Source organism: Streptomyces lonarensis (assembly GCF_012033735.1).
Classification (GTDB): Bacteria; Actinomycetota; Actinomycetes; order Streptomycetales; family Streptomycetaceae; genus Streptomyces; species Streptomyces lonarensis.
On sequence record NZ_JAAVJD010000029.1, the window covers coordinates 19,114 to 36,475 of the forward strand.

Annotated in this window: 16 protein-coding genes and 1 other RNA gene; 9 read left to right on the top strand and 8 right to left on the bottom strand. The window is 75.6% G+C overall.

Annotated features, from left to right (window positions below):
• Positions 1-107: 107 nt before the first annotated feature.
• The 4 genes from HCN56_RS06395 (at position 108) to HCN56_RS06410 (ending at position 3,697) form a co-directional block, all read left to right on the top strand.
• A complete protein-coding gene (locus HCN56_RS06395; RefSeq protein WP_167968503.1) occupies positions 108-995 on the top strand; it encodes a Nif3-like dinuclear metal center hexameric protein in 888 nt (295 codons plus the stop codon).
• The gene (locus tag HCN56_RS06400; protein ID WP_209312429.1) at positions 992-1,735 is read left to right on the top strand and encodes a zinc ribbon domain-containing protein; all 744 of its coding nucleotides are present in this window, start codon (positions 992-994) and stop codon (positions 1,733-1,735) included. Before HCN56_RS06395 ends, HCN56_RS06400 begins: the two co-directional genes overlap by 4 nt.
• Positions 1,732-2,907, top strand: coding sequence for a bifunctional RNase H/acid phosphatase (locus tag HCN56_RS06405; RefSeq protein WP_167968504.1), 1,176 nt, complete (start codon positions 1,732-1,734; stop codon positions 2,905-2,907). Before HCN56_RS06400 ends, HCN56_RS06405 begins: the two co-directional genes overlap by 4 nt.
• Before the next feature lie 226 nt (positions 2,908-3,133).
• Positions 3,134-3,697, top strand: a complete 564-nt coding sequence (locus HCN56_RS06410; protein ID WP_167968505.1) for a hypothetical protein — start codon at positions 3,134-3,136, stop codon at positions 3,695-3,697.
• A 96-nt stretch (positions 3,698-3,793) separates the two neighbouring features.
• Here the strand turns inward: HCN56_RS06410 and yaaA are convergent, their stop codons facing one another.
• Complete coding sequence (yaaA, locus tag HCN56_RS06415) at positions 3,794-4,573, bottom strand: peroxide stress protein YaaA (protein WP_167968514.1); 780 nt, start codon at positions 4,571-4,573, stop codon at positions 3,794-3,796.
• 186 nt (positions 4,574-4,759) lie between these two features.
• Between yaaA and rnpB the strand changes: the two genes are divergently transcribed.
• Positions 4,760-5,165, top strand: an RNA gene (gene rnpB / locus HCN56_RS06420) — RNase P RNA component class A.
• A 273-nt stretch (positions 5,166-5,438) separates the two neighbouring features.
• Here the strand turns inward: rnpB and HCN56_RS26245 are convergent.
• Genes HCN56_RS26245 through HCN56_RS06450 form a run of 5 tightly spaced genes read right to left on the bottom strand, consistent with a single transcriptional unit; the run spans position 5,439 to position 9,886 of the window.
• Entirely contained in the window at positions 5,439-6,866 is a 1,428-nt protein-coding gene (locus HCN56_RS26245) for a serine hydrolase domain-containing protein (protein ID WP_312871080.1), read from the bottom strand.
• Complete coding sequence (locus tag HCN56_RS06435) at positions 6,863-7,810, bottom strand: DUF6895 family protein (RefSeq protein ID WP_167968506.1); 948 nt, start codon at positions 7,808-7,810, stop codon at positions 6,863-6,865. The genes HCN56_RS26245 and HCN56_RS06435 overlap by 4 nt, the downstream gene beginning before the upstream one ends.
• Entirely contained in the window at positions 7,807-8,934 is a 1,128-nt protein-coding gene (locus tag HCN56_RS06440; protein WP_209312425.1) for a DUF6895 family protein, read from the bottom strand. The genes HCN56_RS06435 and HCN56_RS06440 overlap by 4 nt, the downstream gene beginning before the upstream one ends.
• The gene (locus tag HCN56_RS06445) at positions 8,931-9,695 is read right to left on the bottom strand and encodes a hypothetical protein (protein WP_167968507.1); all 765 of its coding nucleotides are present in this window, start codon (positions 9,693-9,695) and stop codon (positions 8,931-8,933) included. Before HCN56_RS06445 ends, HCN56_RS06440 begins: the two co-directional genes overlap by 4 nt.
• A 14-nt stretch (positions 9,696-9,709) precedes the next feature.
• Positions 9,710-9,886 carry a hypothetical protein gene (locus HCN56_RS06450; RefSeq protein ID WP_167968508.1) on the bottom strand — a complete coding sequence of 59 codons (177 nt, stop codon included), beginning with the start codon at positions 9,884-9,886 and terminating at the stop codon, positions 9,710-9,712.
• Between the two features lie 1,150 nt (positions 9,887-11,036).
• On the opposite strand from HCN56_RS06450, the gene HCN56_RS06455 reads away from it, so the two are divergent.
• Together HCN56_RS06455 and HCN56_RS06460 are read left to right on the top strand one after the other, a co-directional pair.
• Positions 11,037-12,362, top strand: coding sequence for a multidrug effflux MFS transporter (locus HCN56_RS06455; RefSeq protein WP_167968509.1), 1,326 nt, complete (start codon positions 11,037-11,039; stop codon positions 12,360-12,362).
• The gene (locus HCN56_RS06460; protein WP_167968516.1) at positions 12,359-13,522 is read left to right on the top strand and encodes a serine hydrolase domain-containing protein; all 1,164 of its coding nucleotides are present in this window, start codon (positions 12,359-12,361) and stop codon (positions 13,520-13,522) included. Before HCN56_RS06455 ends, HCN56_RS06460 begins: the two co-directional genes overlap by 4 nt.
• A 90-nt stretch (positions 13,523-13,612) precedes the next feature.
• On the opposite strand, the gene HCN56_RS06465 is transcribed toward HCN56_RS06460, so the two are convergent.
• Complete coding sequence (locus tag HCN56_RS06465) at positions 13,613-14,188, bottom strand: DUF4291 domain-containing protein (protein WP_312871083.1); 576 nt, start codon at positions 14,186-14,188, stop codon at positions 13,613-13,615.
• Positions 14,189-14,445: 257 nt separating this feature from the next.
• On the opposite strand from HCN56_RS06465, the gene HCN56_RS06470 reads away from it, so the two are divergent.
• Positions 14,446-15,513, top strand: a complete 1,068-nt coding sequence (locus HCN56_RS06470; RefSeq protein WP_312871081.1) for a small ribosomal subunit Rsm22 family protein — start codon at positions 14,446-14,448, stop codon at positions 15,511-15,513.
• A gap of 43 nt (positions 15,514-15,556) precedes the next feature.
• On the opposite strand, the gene ddaH is transcribed toward HCN56_RS06470, so the two are convergent.
• Positions 15,557-16,378: a dimethylargininase gene (gene ddaH / locus HCN56_RS06475; protein ID WP_338320300.1), complete on the bottom strand. Its 822-nt coding sequence runs from the start codon at positions 16,376-16,378 to the stop codon at positions 15,557-15,559.
• 236 nt (positions 16,379-16,614) lie between these two features.
• Here ddaH and HCN56_RS06480 point away from each other — a divergent pair, with 236 nt between their 5' ends.
• Complete coding sequence (locus HCN56_RS06480) at positions 16,615-17,262, top strand: TetR/AcrR family transcriptional regulator (protein WP_167968511.1); 648 nt, start codon at positions 16,615-16,617, stop codon at positions 17,260-17,262.
• Positions 17,263-17,362: the final 100 nt, after the last annotated feature.

Sequence of the window (17,362 nt, forward strand, 5' to 3'; positions counted from 1 at the left end):
GGTGAAGCAGGGCGGTTTCCGGTGACGGACCTCCGCGGCCCCGCCGCGCACCGCTCGGGAGCCGCCGGGCCGGACGCCGCGCCGTGGCGGGCAGGTAGCCTGGACGGGTGCCCGTACTCGCCGAAGTGATCAGTGCCCTCGACGCCCTCTGGCCGCGCGGGACCGCAGAGGACTGGGACGCCGTCGGACTCGTCTGCGGAGACCCGGACACCCCGGTCGACAGTGTGCTGTTCGCGGTGGACCCGGTCGCCGAGGTGGCCGAGGAGGCCGTCCGCGTCGGCGCCCGACTGCTCGTCACCCACCACCCCCTGTACCTGCGGGGCACCAGCAGCGTCGCCGCGGACTCCTTCAAGGGGCGGGTCGTGCACGACCTCATCCGGAACGGCGTCGCGCTGCACGTGGCCCACACCAACGCCGATCGGGCCGACCCCGGCGTCTCCGACGCGCTGGCGGGCGCCCTCGGCCTGCGCGTCGTCGGCCCGCTGGTGCCCGACTCCGCCGACCCCTCCGGCCGGCGAGGGCTGGGCCGGGTGGGGGAGTTGGAACGGGCCGAGCCGCTCGCCGCGTTCACCGCCCGCGTCGCAGCCGCACTTCCCGCGACCGCCCAGGGCGTCCGCGCCGCCGGCGACCCCGACCGCCCCGTGCGGACCGTCGCCGTGTGCGGCGGTTCCGGTGACGGCCTCTTCGCACAGGTGCGCGCGGCCGGCGTGGACGCCTACGTCACCGCGGACCTGCGCCACCACCCGGCCTCCGAGGCCGCCGAGGCGGCGGGGTTCGCCGCGGGCGGCCCGGCCCTGGTGGACGCCGCGCACTGGGCCACCGAGTGGCCCTGGTGCGAACAGGCCGCCGCCCAGCTGGACGCGGTCTCCGACCGCCACGGCTGGGCGCTGCGCACCCATGTCTCCCGCCGGGTCACCGACCCGTGGACCATCCACGCGCCGTCGGCACCCGCCGACCACGACGTTCCGACGACGACTCCAGGAGCCCCCAACTGAACGCCGCGCCCGCTGACCAGATCCGTCTGCTCGACCTCCAGAAGCTGGACACCCGGCTCAACCAGCTCGACCACCGCCGGGCCAACCTGCCGGAGCACGCGGAGCTGAAGAAGCTCAACAGCCAGCTCGACCAGCAGCGCGACCTCCTCGTGGCCGCCGAGACCGAGGTCGGCGACACCGAGCGCGAGCAGACCAAGGCCGAGCAGGACGTCGACCAGGTCCGCCGCCGCTCCGAGCGCGACCAGCAGCGGCTGGACTCCGGCATGGTCACCAGCCCCAAGGACCTGGAGTCCCTCCAGAGCGAGATCGCCTCGCTCGCGCGTCGCCAGGACAGCCTGGAGACGGTGGTGCTGGAGATCATGGAGCGGCAGGAGACCGCGGCCGAGCGCGCCCGCGAGCTGGCCTCCGCCGTGGAGGGACTGGAGAAGACCGGCACCGAGCTGACCGCCCGCCGCGACGCGGCGACCGCAGAGATCGACGCCGAGGCCGAGCGGGTCCGCCGTGACCGCGAGACGGTCGCGCGCAGTGTCCCCGAGCAGCTGCTGGCGCTGTACGACAAGCTGCGTGCGCAGCACGGCGGCATCGGTGCCGCCAAGCTGTACCAGAAGCAGTGCGAGGGCTGCCGCCTGGAGCTGAACATCACCGAGATCAACGAGGTGCGGGCGGCGCCGTCGGATTCCGTGGTCCGCTGCGAGAACTGCCGGCGCATCCTCGTCCGCACGCCCGAGTCCGGGCTGTGAGCGGCGGCGGGCGGCGGCTCGTCGTCGAGGCGGACGGCGGCTCGCGCGGCAACCCGGGGCCCGCCGGTTACGGCGCGGTCGTGATGGACGCGGACAGCGGCGACGTGCTCGCCGAGACGGCCGAGTTCATCGGGCGGGCCACCAACAACGTCGCCGAGTACCGCGGGCTCATCGCCGGGCTGCTCGCCGCGCGCACGGTCGATCCGGCTGCTTCGGTGCGGGTCCGGATGGACTCGAAGCTCGTCGTCGAGCAGATGTCCGGGCGCTGGAAGATCAAGCATCCGGACATGCGTCCGCTCGCCACCGAGGCGCGTGGCGTGTTTCCGAACGGCGCCGTGAGCTACGAGTGGATCCCGCGCTCCCGCAACGGCCACGCCGACCGGCTCGCCAACGAGGCGATGGACGCGGGCGGCCGGGGCGAGAGCTGGCGCCCGCCCGAGAGCGGCGCCGGCTCCGCGGCTCCGGGCGGCCGTGCGGGCGCCGCGGCGCCGGCGGCCACCGACGCCGAAACGGCGTCGCCGGTACCCGCCGTCGGCTGGGGTGGCGACCCCGGCACGGCGACGACCTTCGTGCTGCTCCGCCACGGCGAGACGGAACTGACGCCGCAGAAGCGGTTCTCGGGCAGCGGCGCGGACCCCGGTCTGTCGGCCGCGGGCCGGCGCCAGGCGGCGGCAGCCGCCGTGCACCTGGCCGACCGCGGCACGGTTCGCGCGGTGGTGACCTCGCCCGCGGCACGCTGCCGGGAGACCGCCGAGGCGGTGGCCGCGGCGGTGGGTGTCGAGGCCCGCGTGGAGGACGACTTCCGGGAGGCCGACTTCGGCGCCTGGGAGGGGCTGACCTTCGAGGAGGTGCGGGAGCGCCACCCCGACGACCTCGACGCGTGGCTGCGATCGCCGGAGGCGTGCCCGACCGGCGGCGGCGAGAGCTTCGCGGCCGTGGCCCGGCGGGTCGCCGTGGCCCGCGACCGGGCGATGGCCCGCTTCGCCGGGCGGACGGTGCTCGTGGTCAGCCACGTCACCCCCATCAAGTCCCTGGTGCGGCTGGCGCTCGGCGCTCCGCCGGAGGCGATGTTCCGGATGGAGCTCTCCGCCGCTTCGCTGTCGGCGGTGGCCCACTACGCGGACGGCTCCGCGAGCGTGCGGTTGTTGAACGACACCTCTCACCTGCGCTGATCTCCGTCACGTGGCCCCGAGGGCCGGTGCCCCGAACAGGGCGCCGACCCTCGCTGCCGTCCGGCTGTCCGGCGCTGATCGAATCCGGTCGGCGCCTTCGGGCGCTGCACCGGGAACACACGGACCGCCTCGTTCGTCACTCTCTGTCAGAGGGTGAGGCTAGGCTCGGGAGAGCGCCCGGGCCGGGGCATCGGGCGCGATGTCCGCGGTCGATCGGAGGGAACGCGTGGCGAGGACGGCGCTGTCGGAGTACGAAGGGCGTTGGCGCCTGGTGGGGGCAGCCGACGAGGAACCGGTCGTGGAGCTCGCGGACACGGTCGACGACGCCCCGGTGGGAGGCGCCCAGCAGGCCGTGGTCGCGGGTGTCCGCGTCCCGTTCGCGGAGCTGACGCGCCGGTGGCTGGCCGGGGAGTCCTTCGGGCGCAGGCCGCCGCCGGAGCCGGTCACCGGGCTCCGGCTGGAGATCGACCCGGCGGGCGGCTTCGCCGAGACCGGCGCCGCGCCGGTGCCGTGGTTCACTGACGAGGGGGTGCTGGAGAGCAGGGCCCGGCCGTTCGGCGGCAGGATCGCCCAGACTCCGTCGGGTGTCTTCCTCCTGCTGGACAAACCGGTGGGGTGGGCCCGCAGCCACGACGAGACGGCCGAGGCGCCGCCGCGCCTCGACGACGGGGACACCGTGATCACCGACCGGCTGCTGCTGGAGGCCGGGCGGCTGCTGCGCACCGTCTCCGTGGTGACGGACGGCGTGACGCTCAGCCGGATGCGGTACGAGTACGTGGCAGCCTCGTGAGACCCGGGTGGGTCGGCCCGTCCGGGCCGGGTGACGGTGAGCCGGCCTCCCGGAGCGACCCGGTGCGGCGGATCGCCGGGGGAGTGGAGGCGGTGGTCAGACCTCGGTCACGATGATGTCCAGGCGGCCCGGGGCGGTCGACTCGACCTGGTGACCCAGGTCGCGCAGGACGTCGGCGAGTTGCGCCGGGGTCTCAGGTTCTGCGCCTGCCTCCAGCAGCGCCCGTACCACTCGGCCCTTGGTGGCCTTGTTGAAGTGGCTGACGACGCTGCGCTTCTCCACGCCGTCCACGGTCCGGGACTGCAGCACGCGCACCGTGGTGGTGCGCCGGGCCGTCGCCGGGTCCGGCTTCCACATGCCGGCGTAGGCGGTCGAGCGCAGATCCAGGACGAGCCGTCCGGCCGCCGCCTCGGGCAGCGCGGTCGACAGCGGTCCGCGCCAGTACCGGGCCAGCGCGCCGAGGGCCGGCAGCCGGACCCCGCCCGAGCAGCGGTAGGAGGGGACGGCATCGCCGACGTGGAGCGCGCCCCAGAGCCCGGAGAAGACCAGCAGGGTGCGCTCGGCCCGGGCCGCGGCGGCCCCTTCCAGGGTGGCGAGCCCCAGGGCGTCGTAGAGGACGCCGGTGTAGAGGCGCCCGGCCGGCAGGGTGGGCGCGGTGCGCAGCGCGGTGTTCTTGACGACCTCGCCGCTCTGCCGTTCGCTCAGTCCGAGTACCTCGCGGGCCTTGTCGGTGTCGGCCGCGCACAGCTCGGTCAGCTCGGCGAGGACGCTCTCCCGGGCGGGGGTGAGCGAGGGGAGGGAGAGCCGGGAGAGGTCCAGCGGGGGCCCGTCGTGACCGTCGGCCTTGCCCTCGGACGGCGGCAGCAGTACCAGCACGGTCGGTTCCTCCATGGTGTGTCGGCGGGTGCCGGGCCCGGCGCCGCGTCGCGCGGCGGCCGCCGGGGCGCGGCCGGGTGGCGTCGCGGTACGGCGGGAGGTGGTCCGCCGTGTGTCCGCGGCTGTCAGCGTAGCGGGGCAGGCACGAGCGGCTGCGGCCTGCCGGTACGATGGCGGGGCGGCAGACGAGTCGTGCGGACGGTCGCGTCGGGGCATGCCCCCGCCGAGGAACGTCCGGGCTCCACAGGGCAAGGTGGTGGCTAACGGCCACCCGGGGCGACCCGCGAGACAGTGCCACAGAAAACAGACCGCCGGGGCCGAGAGGCACCCGGTAAGGGTGAAACGGTGGTGTAAGAGACCACCAGCGCCCAGGGTGACCTGGGCGGCTCGGTAAACCTCACCTGGAGCAAGGTCAAGAGGGGACGCGTTCCGTACGGGACGCGTCCCTGCGCGGATGTTCGAGGGCTGCTCGCCCGAGTCCGCGGGTAGACCGCTGGAGGCTGTCGGCAACGGCAGTCCTAGATGGATGACCGTCACCCCGCCGGCCGCGAGGCCCCGGGGTACAGAACCCGGCGTACAGCCGACTCGTCTGCCGCGCTCGCCTGCTCTGCCGCAGCTCCGCGGCCGCTTCGGGCCCCGCCCCGGCGGGGCGTTCTCTCCGACCGCGCCGCCCCGGGCGGCGCCCAGCCCGGTCTCCGCCCGCCCCGCCCGACCTGCCTGACCTGCCCGGTCGGCTCGGGCGCCGTGCCCGGCGCGGCAGCGAGCCCTCTCGGGCGTGCGGTGGCGTGGACGGTCGGCCCGCTGCCCGAGCCGTCCGAGACCGCGGGGAGCTCGGACGGTCGGGGGTGTGCGGTGCTCCGCGCGGTCAGGGCAGCTGGTCGATCAGTCCGTGGACCACGCGGGGGAACGGATCGCTCGCGCGGAAGCGCCGGGTGCTGAGCGCCACCATCGCCGTCCCGGTGGCCGGCCGGAACGCCAGCAGCGCCTGCTGCCCCGAGGTGGCACCGGCGTGGAACAGCACCGCGCCCCGCTCGCCGGGGCGGTGGAACCAGGAGACGGTGTGCGTGTGGCGGTGGCCGAAGCCGCGCCGCAGGACGGGGCCGCGCAGCGCCCGCAGTTCGTTCTCCAGCGGTGTCGTCTCCGGTTCGAGCTGGGCTTCGAGGAACGCCAGCAGGTCGTGCGGTGTGGCCCGGACCGAACCGGCCGGGGCGAACCCGCCCATGAGCAGCGGCGGTACCGGCGTGCGGCCGTCCCTGCCGTGGCCCACGGCGTCCCGCCCCGAGCCGCGGACCTGCCCGGGCTCGGCGAGCCGCCTGCCGGCGGTGGGGGCCCACCCGTCGGCGGGGGCATCGACGTCGGCCGGTGCGGCCAGTGTTCGCGTGCCGGAGCCGGCCGGGCGGCCGTCCGACCGCCCGGTCCCGGGAGCCCTGCCTGCCGCCGGGTACTGCCCGATCTGCCGACCGCCGAGGCCGTCGCTGCCGATCTCCCGGCGGCGCCCGCCGCCGGCATCGGCATCATCGGCAGCAGCGGCGCCGTTGCCGCGCCCGTTGCCGCGCCCGATGCCGGCGGCCGGTCCGCCGCGGCCCTCGGTCAGCGGTCCCGCGGGGCCGACGGGAAGGGCTGCGGCCTCTTCTTCCGGCGGCCGGCTCCGGACGGCAGTTCCGCCGGGCGCGGTCGCGGTGTCGCCGAGTGCGAGCGGTACGAGGACCCGCGCGTGCAGCAGCTGTTCCCAAGGGGTGGCCGTGTGCGCCGCGAGCGCGTGGCCGAGGACGGAGGCGCCGAAGTTCGAGTACCGCCAGCGGCTGCCGGGCCGGTGGCGCCGCCGGGGCGGCCGCAGGAAGGCGTCGATCACGCGCTCGGCGGGGTAGTCCGCGTAGGGGTTGGTGGTCCAGCGGGGGACGGCCCGCGGGTAGAAGTCCGCCGGGAGCCGGGGCAGCCCTGCCGTGTGGGTGGCCAGGTGCAGGACGCTGACCGCGGACGGCCCGCGGTCCGGCCGGCCCGGCGCCCGGCCGACGGGACCGAGCAGGGCCGCGGCCGGGGTGCACCACGACACCGTCCCCTCGGCGACGAGCGCGGAGAGCAGCAGGGTGTTGAAGGTCTTGGAGGCCGACCCGATTTCGTAGCGCAGTTGCTCCCGCGGCAGCGGTGGCGGCTGTGCCGTGCCGCCGGAGCGGATGACGCGTTCGCCGTGCCGGGACCAGCCGATCACGACGTCCGGTGCGTCGGCGACCGCGACGGCCGACTCCAGCAGCGACGCGACGTCCGCGCCGCTGCCGGCTGCCGGGCCCGTCACGCCGCGCCGCTGCCGGCGGGGGCGCGCAGGTCGCCCATGGCGCGCGAGGTGGCCAGCACGGAGGCGAACGCCGCGACCAGCGTCGGGTGGTAGAGCGCGTCGAACACGTCCTCGCGTCGGCCCTCGGGCAGCGGGCCGCGCTGCGCCGGCATGGCGCCGTCCTCGGTCCGGGCCTCGGCGAACGCCCGCCAGGCCACCGGGTCCAGTGCGGGCTCGGGCAGGCAGGCGTCGACGACGAGCAGTTCGCCGAGCAGGTCCCAGTGGCCGATGTCCAGCCAGTCGTCGACCCAGGCCGGCAGCCACTGCGCCAGGTACTCGGCGAGGTCGTCCGGGAGCCCGCCGGGGTTCTCGCCCCAGTCGGTGAGGTGGAAGACGGTGTGCGTGACGGCGTAGCCGACGTTCATCTCGACGGTCCACGGCTCGGGGCGGCGTCCGAGCCAGGTCGCGGCGGTGGCCGCCTCGGTGGTGATGCTGCGGGGCAGGCCGAAGCGCCGCTCGAAGGCGGAGATACCGAGGCGCCGGACCGGCGGGGTCTCCATCGCCGACCAGCTCTCCAGGGTGTGCACGGAACGCAGGGTCGCCTCGAACGCGGGCTCCTCGTAACCGAGTTCGTGGAACGGCACGTAGATCTCGAAGGGGATCGGGGAGAGCGGCTCCTGCTGCTGCATCCAGGTGAGCACCTTCCCGCCGTCGAGGTGGTCCCGCCAGGCGGTGTCCAGCAACTGCCGGGTCAGCGCCGCCTGCCGCGAGCCGGCCACCCCCTCGCGGAACAGGACCTTGCCGATGAGGGCGAGTTCACCGATCGGCTTGAGCCGGTCCTTGACCTCGAAGTCGGAGGTGGAGTCGTCCTGCCGGGGGCGGAAGCCGTCCTGGTTGCGGTGGAGCCAGGCGATTGCCCGGTCCCCGACCTCGTGCATCACCGCGATGTCCGAGGGCTCGGTCATGCCTGCTCCTCCCGGCGCCCGCCGGTGGCGCCGTGCGTGTCGCCGGGACGTGCCCGGTGCTGGGGGCGGGTGGTGTCGGGCGGCGCGCCGCGGTGCTCCGGTGGGTCGGTGGGGGCGTGCCGGTGCGGCGCCTGTGGTTCGTCGAGGGTGTCGTCGGCCCGCAGCCGTGCGGCGGCGAGGGTGGCGGCGAACGCGCAGGCGAGGGTCGAGTGGTAGCTGAGCCGGAAGGCGTCCGGGTGCTCCGGCAGCAGGGCGGGCCCGCCCTCCGGCAGGGCGCCGTCCGGGCCGCGGGCGGCTGCGAGGCGCCGCCAGGCGGGAGCGGTGAGGTGCGGGTCGAGCGGCTCGGGCAACGACGCGTCCACGGCCAGTAGTTCGCAGCCGAGGTCCCACTGGCCCGCGTCCAGGCAGGTGTCCAGCCACGCGGGCAGCCAGGTACGCAGGTACCCCGCGATGTCGGCGGGGATCTGCTCCGGTCGCACGCCCCAGTCGGTGAGGTGGAAGACGACGTGGGTGAGGTCGTACCCGGCGCGCTGCTCGAAGGCCCAGGGCTCCGGCAGTCCACCCAGCCAGGTGCGGCGCAGCGCCGCGTCCCGGTCGCCGTGGGGGGTGAGACCGGCGCGGCGTTCGGCGTTGACGATACCGAGGCGCCGCTGCGGCTCCTGTTCGGTCGCCCGCCAGGCGCGGGTGGCGCAGAGATCGCGGGCGAGGGCCTCGAACTCGCCGTGCCGCAGCCCCTCCCCGGCGAAGGCGGCGTAGATCTCCAGCGGATAGGTGGCGTGGGGTTCGCCGACGAAGAGGTCGAGCAGCAGCTTGCCCCTGCCGAGTTCGTCCCAGCTGAGCGCGAGCAACTGGTTCGCGATGGTGTGCAGTTCGCCGTTCTCGGGGGCGGCGCGGCGAATGGCGACCGCGAGTTGACCGAGTTCCCCGAGCGGTTTGACCGTCCAGTTGAGTTCGGCCCCGGCGGTGGGGTCGGTGACCTCCTGCGGGAGGCGGAACCGGTCGGCGTGGTCCTGCACCCAGCGCAGGCAGTCAGCTGCGAGCTGCTCCAGCTGCCCGGCCGGGGTGTGCGGCTCCGCCCCGGCGGCCGCGAGGCCACCGGGGGCGGCAGCCGCCGGGGAGGTCACGCGCCGCCCCCGCGCCGTGCGGCGGCGGGCCGGGTGTCGTTGGCGCGCATCAGGAGGGCGGCGTGGACGTGCAGGGCGACACGGGCGTCGGCACCCCCCATCCGCAGGGTGAAGCGCAGGCCCGCGTCGAGGCCGAGGGTCGGCGGCACTCCGTCGACGACGGCGAGCCAGCGGCCCGCACCGGCGGCCTGCAGCCAGTCGCGGCGGCGCACCGCGCGGACGAAGCCGCGGGAGACGTCCACCGGACGACGGGCCGCTTCGGTGGCGACGGCGGAGTCGGCGCCCGGGACGGCGAGCGCGGCGAGCACGGAGAGCTGGTGGGTGAGCGCCTGCCAGCTCGCCTCGCGCAGCGCGGTGACGTCCGGACCGGCGTCGGTGGTGCCGGCGGCGTCGGGCGGTCCGGTGGTGGCGGCGATCCCGAGGGCGTCGGCGGGGGAGGGGGCGTGGGGCGGGGCGGTGACCCGGGCGAGGGCACGTTCCATCGCCCAGTGGCTCCACGCGACGGTGGGCGACGACTGGGGGCCGGGGGGATAGGCGTGGACCGCGGCGCGGCACACCGCCACGTCGGGTTCCGGCGCCGGCCGGCTGAGCAGGGTGCTGGGCAGGAGGACGTCGGCACCCAGGGTCCGCACCGCGGCGACCGTCAGTGCTTCGTCGCCGCCGAGTGAGCCGGTGGTGCCCGCAACGGAGTGGTCCCCGCCCCGAAGGGCGGAGACCAGTTCCGAAGCAAGGTCGTGCACAGCGCCCGACAATTGCTTCATCCGCGGATCGCCCCTCAGGACTTCTTCGGGCGGGGCGTGGGCGGCGAGAGGAGCAGCGCACCGGTGAGCAGCAGCAGCGACGCGCACTCGCGGGAGTCGCGGAACGTCCCCTCGGCTTCGGTCGGGTTGAGCGCCTCCTCGACGTCGAAGTCGAGCGTCTTCAGGTCCTGGGTCGGCTCTGCGGAGAACATGACACCATCCCTTTCTGGGGAAGAGCGGTTCGCTTGACCCATTCAGGACAACGCACAATTCCGACGGTCGCAACTGCACATACGTTCAGGGCGGATTGTTGAGAATCGAACCTCATCTGGTCCCACGGCGCCGGACAATGCCCCGTTCGGCCCGCCCGAATGGCGGCGCGGGTATTCCTGTGCGGCGCCGCGGCGTGCAGTCGGCGCCTCTCGGTGGGGCACTGGTCAAGGCCGGTCATGCTGTGTGCTCGTCGCCGACGCCACGTCACTTCATGGCCATGGCCGGCGCGGTGCTCAGGGCGTGCGACGTTGAATTCCCCAAAGCCCGCTGGGAATCGGCAGGTGCGACGTCCGGCTGTTCCCGGGGTTGCGCGGAGACCGTATCGGCGGACTGCCGGAGGAATTCAACTGCCGCAACATCCCGTCAACTGCGAGGAATGCGCGCGGAATGACGCGGCCTCGGGTCGGGACCTCCTCGGCCCTCCTCGGGGCCGTCGCGGCTCCGCGGTCCGAGGTCGCGCTCGGCGTGCGCCGCCGGTCTGCCCCTGGACCGTGCGGCCCGCGCTCCGGTCGACCACCCCGCCCGGGGGTCGGTCGACCGCGCGGCGACCGCCGCCGGCTCGACCCGGGCGCAGCGCCCGGGCGCGAGGGCCCCGAACCGGCCCGGCGCGATCATCCCCGACGTGTCCGTTCCCGCCCCGCCCCGACCTGCCCCGCCCCGCCCGACCCGTCGCCGCGACGGCCTCGGAGCGCAGCGGGCACCGGGCGACGCCCGGTGGCCGTACGGTCGCCGTGCGGTGGCCGGGGCGTGGTGCGCCGGACACCCGGCGTTCCGTCGCGGTGTGGGATCGATCACGCACGGGTGTCCGCCCGGCGGACGGTGATGAGTGACGGGCGGCCGCGGTCGACCGGGCCGGGGTGGCTTCCCGACGCCCGGCGGGGGCGCCTCATCTCCGGTGCTGCCAGGGGGGACAGGCGATCCGCCGGGGTGCGGCGGGTGTCTCGGGGCGTTCCCGGCAGCGCTTCGGGGACCGTCCGCCGAGCGGTCGGCCGGGGCGTGCGGGGTGGTTCCGGGATGCCGAGGCCCGCTCCCGGCGCGCTCCTAGAGATGGGATGATTGGGCCGTTCAGAGCGATACGACGGAGAGTGCATGTCCCAGTCCGAACAGGCGGCCCCCACCGACACCATGACGCCGTCCGGGGTACCCCCGGTCATCGCACCCGAACATCCCCCCATCGTCGCCCCCGACAGCGTCTCCCCGAAGCTGCGGGCCGGGATGCTGGTCACCCTCATCCTCGGCAGTCTCTCCGCGCTGCCGGCGCTGTCCATGGACCTCTACCTGCCGGCGCTCCCGGAGGTCGGGAACGTCCTGGGCACCACCGCGTCCAGCGTCCAGCTGACCCTCACCACCTGCCTCCTCGGCCTGGCCCTGGGGCAGCTGATCATCGGCCCCATGAGCGACCAGCTCGGGCGGCGGCGCCCGCTCATCGTGGGCATGGCCTGCTACGTCGTCGCCTCCGCCGCGTGCGCCCTCGCGCCCGGCATCGAGGCGCTCACCGCCTTCCGGCTGCTGCAGGGACTCGCCGGTGCCGCGGGCATCGTCATCGCCCGCGCCGTTGTCCGCGACCTCTACGAGGGCGTGGCCATGGCCCGGTTCTTCTCGACGCTGCTGCTCATCTCCGGGGTGGCGCCGATCATGGCTCCCGTCCTCGGCGGGCAGATGCTGCGCGTCACCAACTGGCGCGGCCTGTTCGTCGTGCTGGCCGTGCTCGGCCTGATCCTCGTCCTCATCGTCGCCCGCTGGCTGCCGGAGACGCTCCCGCGCGAGCAGCGGCACAGCGGGGGCGTCGGCCCGGCGCTGCGCACCATGGGCGGCCTGTTCCGCGACCGGGTCTTCACCGGCTACCTGCTGGCGGGGGCGCTCACCTTCGCCACGCTCTTCGCGTACGTCGCCGCCTCGCCGTTCGTCGTGCAGGAGATCTACGGCGGCTCGCCCCAGACCTTCAGCCTGCTCTTCATGATCAACTCGATCGGCCTGGTCGCCGTCAGCCAGATCAACGGGAAGATCCTGGTCGGTCGGGTCTCGCTCAACCGCGTCATGGCCGTCGGCCTGGTGATCATCACCCTCGCCGCGGTGGCGCTGCTGCTGGTCACCGCCGGCGCGTTCGGAGACGCCGGGCTCGTGCCGGTCTCGGTCGGGCTGTTCGTGCTGATGGCCGCCATGGCGCTGGTGCTCCCCAACGCCAACTCGCAGGCGCTGACGCTGACCCCGCACGCCGCCGGCTCCGCCTCGGCGCTGCTGGGCGCCTCGCAGTTCTTCATCGGAGCCGTCGCCTCACCGCTGGTCGGCATCGCGGGGGAGCACACCGCCGTCCCGATGGCGGTCGTGCAGCTCAGCTGCGTCGTCCTCGCCGCGCTGGCGTTTGTCGTACTGTGCAGGCCATGGCAGACGGGCAGGGCGACCACGACGGCATGAGCGACGAGCCGGGGGCGGTCCCGGCGGGCGGCCCCCCGCCGGGCGGAGCTCCCCGGGCGGCGGGCCGCGACCCGCTGGGCGAGCTGGTCCGGCTGACCGACGCGCTCCCCCGCGACCCGGCCCCCGGCACCGCCGGGGGCCGCGCCTGGTGCGGCGGAGCCGTGCTGCTCGCCGGGCACCGGGACCGCACGCTGGTGCGCCACGCCACCGGCTGGGCGGCGCGCTGGGCGGCACACGACCGGGAGCTGCCGCTCGCCGACCGCGAGCCGGTCACCCCCGATACCCTCTTCGACCTGGCGTCGGTGACCAAGCTCTTCACCGCCGTCGCCACCGTGCAGCAGCTCGAACGCGGCCGGATCGGCGCCGAGGACCCGGTGGGCGACCACCTCCCCGAGTTCCGCGCCGCCGGCAAGGACGCGATCACCGTCCGGCACCTCCTCACCCACACCTCCGGGCTCCGCCCCGAGCTCCCCTTCCACGAGGGCGGCTGGCCCGAGCGGCTGTGGGCCGAGGCGCCGCTGGACGCCCCGGGAACGACCCGCCGCTACTCCGACCTCAACCTGCTCACCCTGCACCTGCTGCTGGAGCGGGTGACCGGCAGGCCACTGGACGCGCTCCTTCACGAGGAGGTGACCGGGCCGCTCGCCATGGCCGACACCCGCTTCGGGCCGGTCCCCGCGGCGCGGGCGGCGGCCACGGAGGACCAGTGGCGGCCCTGGGCCAAGGCGGACCGGGGGATGCTGCGCGGCGAGGTGCACGACGAGAACGCCGCCGCGCTCGGCGGTGTCGCCGGGCACGCCGGACTCTTCGCCACCGCCGACGACCTCGCCCGGTTGTGCCGGGCGCTCCTTGCCGGCGGCGGCCCGGTCCTGCGGCCCGGGTCCGTCGACCTGATGCTGACCGCGCCCGGCCTCGGGTTCGCCGTCGACCAGCCGTCCTTCATGGGCGCCCTGGCCGGCGGCGGCGCGGCCGGGCACACCGGGTTCACCGGGACCTCGCTGGTGGTCGACCGCCGGTCCGGGGGGTTCCTGGTGCTGCTGGCCACGACCGTGCACCCCGTCCGCCCCGCCCCGGCCGACAGCGGCCCGAGGGCAGCGGCGGCCACGTTGCTGGCGCAGGCGCTGCGCGACTCCCCGCGCCTGCCGCATGCCGGGGTCTGACCGGCGCGGCCCGCACCCTGGCGCCGCGGCTCGCTGCCCGCCGCCCGTTCTTCGCTGCCCGCCGCGGCCGCCGGGTCCGCGGCGCGAGGGTCAGCCTGGGAGCAGCCGGTCGAGCGTCCCCGGCGGCAGCGACAGCGGCGTCTCGCGCGGCAGCAGTCCGGTCGCCCCGGCGGTGTCACCGGCCCGCACCCGCTCCCGCACCCGGTGGGCGAGCGGCGTGACGTCCCTGATCGAGACGATCCACGCGTCCGCGTACCGGGCCGCGGCCTCGCCCGCCAGCCCCAGTTGGAGCGAGCGGTGCGGCAGCGGTCGCAGGGCGAGGTCCCGCTCGGGGTCCCACTGCACCCGCGCCGGGGCCTGCCGCAGCGCGCGCCGCCACGCGGGACGGTCGGTGTGCAGCGTCGGGGTGTAGTGGGAGAGGACCGCGTGGCGCAGCGCCCACTCCAGCCCGGCGCGGTCGATCTCGACGGCGAGCACGGTCTCCTGGTCCTGCTTGCCGCCCCAGCCGGAGCGGTACATCATCCACAGGAAAGACGGCTTGACCCAGGTCATCCGCTCGCGCCGCCACGCGTCCGGGAACCGGCCCTCGCGCGCCGCCGGGCCGCCGATCGCAGGGGAGTACGCCTGGTAGAGGGTGACGGTGGTCGCGGTGTGCAGCGCCCGGATCTCGTAACGCGGAGGCCCTACCGGCGCGTCGTCCGGCCGCCCCGCCGCGCGGACGGCGCCCTCGGGTCCGTCCGCCGATCGCTCCGCCACAGCTCGCCCCCTTCGGGCAGGGCTTGCCCCCGCACGGCCGCCACGGTAGCGCCGGAGCCCGGTGGACCGCCCCCGCTTTTCCGCACCCCCGACCGTCCGCTCCGCCCTGCCCGCCCGCGTTGCCGCCCGGACCGTCGCTGCCCGTCCCGCCCCACTAGGATCTCCGGGTGACCACGACCACCGACGACCGGCTGCGGAGCGCCCTCGACGCCCTCCTCGACGGCCTGCCCCCACGGCAGCTCAGCGGCGCCGTCGAGCGGCTGATGACGCACTACCGGGGCCGTACGCCGACCGGCGCCCCGATCCTGCGGGACCGCGCCGACGTGGTCGCCTACGCCGCCTACCGCATGCCCGCGACCACCAGCGCGGTCTCCGCCGCCCTCGGTGAGCTGGCCGCGAGGCTGCCGGGCTGGTCGCCCGCGAGCCAGCTGGACGTCGGCGGCGGCACCGGCGCGGCGGTGTGGGCGGTGGCCGGGGTCTGGCCGGGGGAGCGCCACGTCACGGTGCTGGACTGGGCGGGCCCCGCGCTGGAACTGGGCCGCGAGCTGGCCGACGGCGGCGCCGGACCGCGGGGGACCGCTTGGGAGAAGGAGCGCCTCGGCCCGGGGCTGGAACTGCCCGCGGCGGAACTGGTGACGATCTCCTACGTGCTCAACGAGTTGACCGAGGAGGCCCGCGACGCGGTGGTGGACGCCGCGGCCGCGACGGGCGGGGCGGTGGTGCTGGTGGAGCCCGGGACGCCCGACGGCTACCTCCGCATGCGGCGCGCCCGGGACCGGCTGACCGGCGCGGGGATGCGGGTGCTCGCGCCCTGCCCGCACAGCGGCGCCTGCCCGCTCGAACCGGGCGCCGACTGGTGCCACTTCGCGGCACGCGTCTCGCGCTCCTCGCTGCACCGCCGCGTGAAGGGCGGCGAACTTCCCTACGAGGACGAGAAGTTCAGCTATGTCGCCGCCGTGCCGGCCGGCTGGGAGACGCCGGGCGCAGCCCCCGGACGCATCGTCAGGCGACCGCAGCAGCGGAAGGGCCAGGTCCTCCTGGACGTCTGCGAGCCTGCCGGCGAGGTGCGCCGGGCCACCGTCACCAAGCGGACCAAGGACGCCTACCGGGCGGCGCGGGACGCCGAGTGGGGCGACACCTGGCCTCCGGCGCCCGACGCCGCCGCTCCCGCCACCCCGCCCGGCACCGCCGCTCCGGGCGGCCCCGCCGCCGGTGACGCCGGCGCGCCGGAATGAACCGTGCGCGCCCGCGCTGCCCGGCGCCGGGCCCTGCCGACGGTCAGCTCCGCAGCTCCCCCGTGCAGCACTTCACACTGCCGCCGCCCTTGAGGAGCTCCCCGAGTTCCACGGGGACCGGGTCGTAACCGCGCTCACGCAGCGGCGCCACGAGTCCGGCCGCCTCGCGGGGCAGCAGGACGTGGTGGCCGTCGGAGACGGCGTTGAGACCGAGCGCCAGCGCGTCGGCTTCCTCGGCGAGCACCGCGTCCGGGAACAGCCGGGCCAGGACGGTGCGGCTGCCCGGTGAGAACGCCTCCGGGTAGTACATGACGGCGTCGTCGCGGCTGTCGTCGAGCACGCAGAGCGCCGTGTCGAGGTGGTAGAAGCGCGGGTCGACCAGGTCCAGGCCGATGACGGGGCGGGCGAAGAACTCCTGCGCCTCGGCGTGCGACAGCGGCGAACTGCGGAAGCCCCGGCCCGCGAGCAGGAACCCCGCCGTCACGGCGAAGTCCCCTTCGCCCTCGTTGACGTGCTCGGGCTCGCGGAAGTAGACGGGCGCGGCCGCGCCGCTGCTGCGCAGGTGCCACTCGCGGTGGAGCGCGGCCTCCGGGCGGCGTTCGGGGTGGGCGAACCGGGCGCCCAGGACGCGACCGTCGATGACGGTGGCGCCGTTGGCGGCGTACACGAGATCGGGGAGGTCGGGATGCGGGTCGAGTTCGTCGACGGTGTGGCCCAGTGCGCGGTAGCGGTCCCGGAGTGCCTGCCACTGCTTCACGGCGAGCGGCAGGTCCACGGGTGTGGCCGGGTCCATCCAGGGGTTGATGGCGTAGGTCACCCGGAAGTGTTCGGGCGGGCACATCAGGTAGCGGCGGGGTGAGTACAAGGAAGGCTCCTCACGACGACCGGCTTTGCGGTGTGCCCAGTGTGCACAGCGGTCGTGATGGCGAACCGGGGTTCGGCACAGTTGCCGCCCGAAGCATCGTCCTCCCCACGCCGCCGTGGTGGCGATTCCCCTCTCCCGCGGCTCCCCGGGACTCTCCGCGGCTTGCCGGTGGCCCGCGTCGCCTGCGCGCGAGACGTGACGTCTTGTCGGCGCCGTCCGCCTCGTAGACTGGCCGCATGAGCCAGCGCCCCGGCCCCGAGCAGCCCGAGGACGGCGGCACGGCCGCCGGCAGGCGGCAGCCCGACCCCACCCGCCGCAACGCCCGGTCCCGCGCGGCGATCCTGATGGCCAGCCTGCAGCTCGTCGGCGAGGTCGGGTACGCGCGGCTGACCATCGAGGCCATCGCGGCGCGTGCCGGGGTCGGCAAGCAGACCATCTACCGGTGGTGGCCCTCCAAGGCGGCGGTGCTGCTCGACGCCTTCACCGAGGGCGGCGGGGAGGGCGGGCCCGAGGCGGCCGTACCGGACACCGGTGACCTCGCCGCCGACCTGCGGGCCGTGCTCCGCGCCACCGCGGACGAGTTCTCCGACCCGGCGTTCGAGGCCCCCTACCGTGCGCTCGCCGTGGCCGGTGCGCAGGACGCCGAGCTCGCCCGCGAGTTCGACGCCCGGCTGACCGACGTCGGCACCGAGCTGTACGTGGCGCGGCTGCGCTCCGCCCGCGACGCGGGCCAGATCCGCGGCGACGTGGATCTGCGGCTGGCGGCCGACATGCTGACCGGCCCGTTCTTCCAGCGGTGGCTGGCCCGCCGCGGTCCGCTCGACCACGCCTTCACCGACGCCCTGGTCGACGCCGTGCTCGCCGGGCTGCGACCCCGCGACTGACGACCGGCCGTCCCGGCCCCGGCACGGCCGCCGGACCGCCGCTGCCACGGACGGGTGCCACCGGTCGCCGCCCTGCCGGACCGCCCGCGGGGCGCTCCGC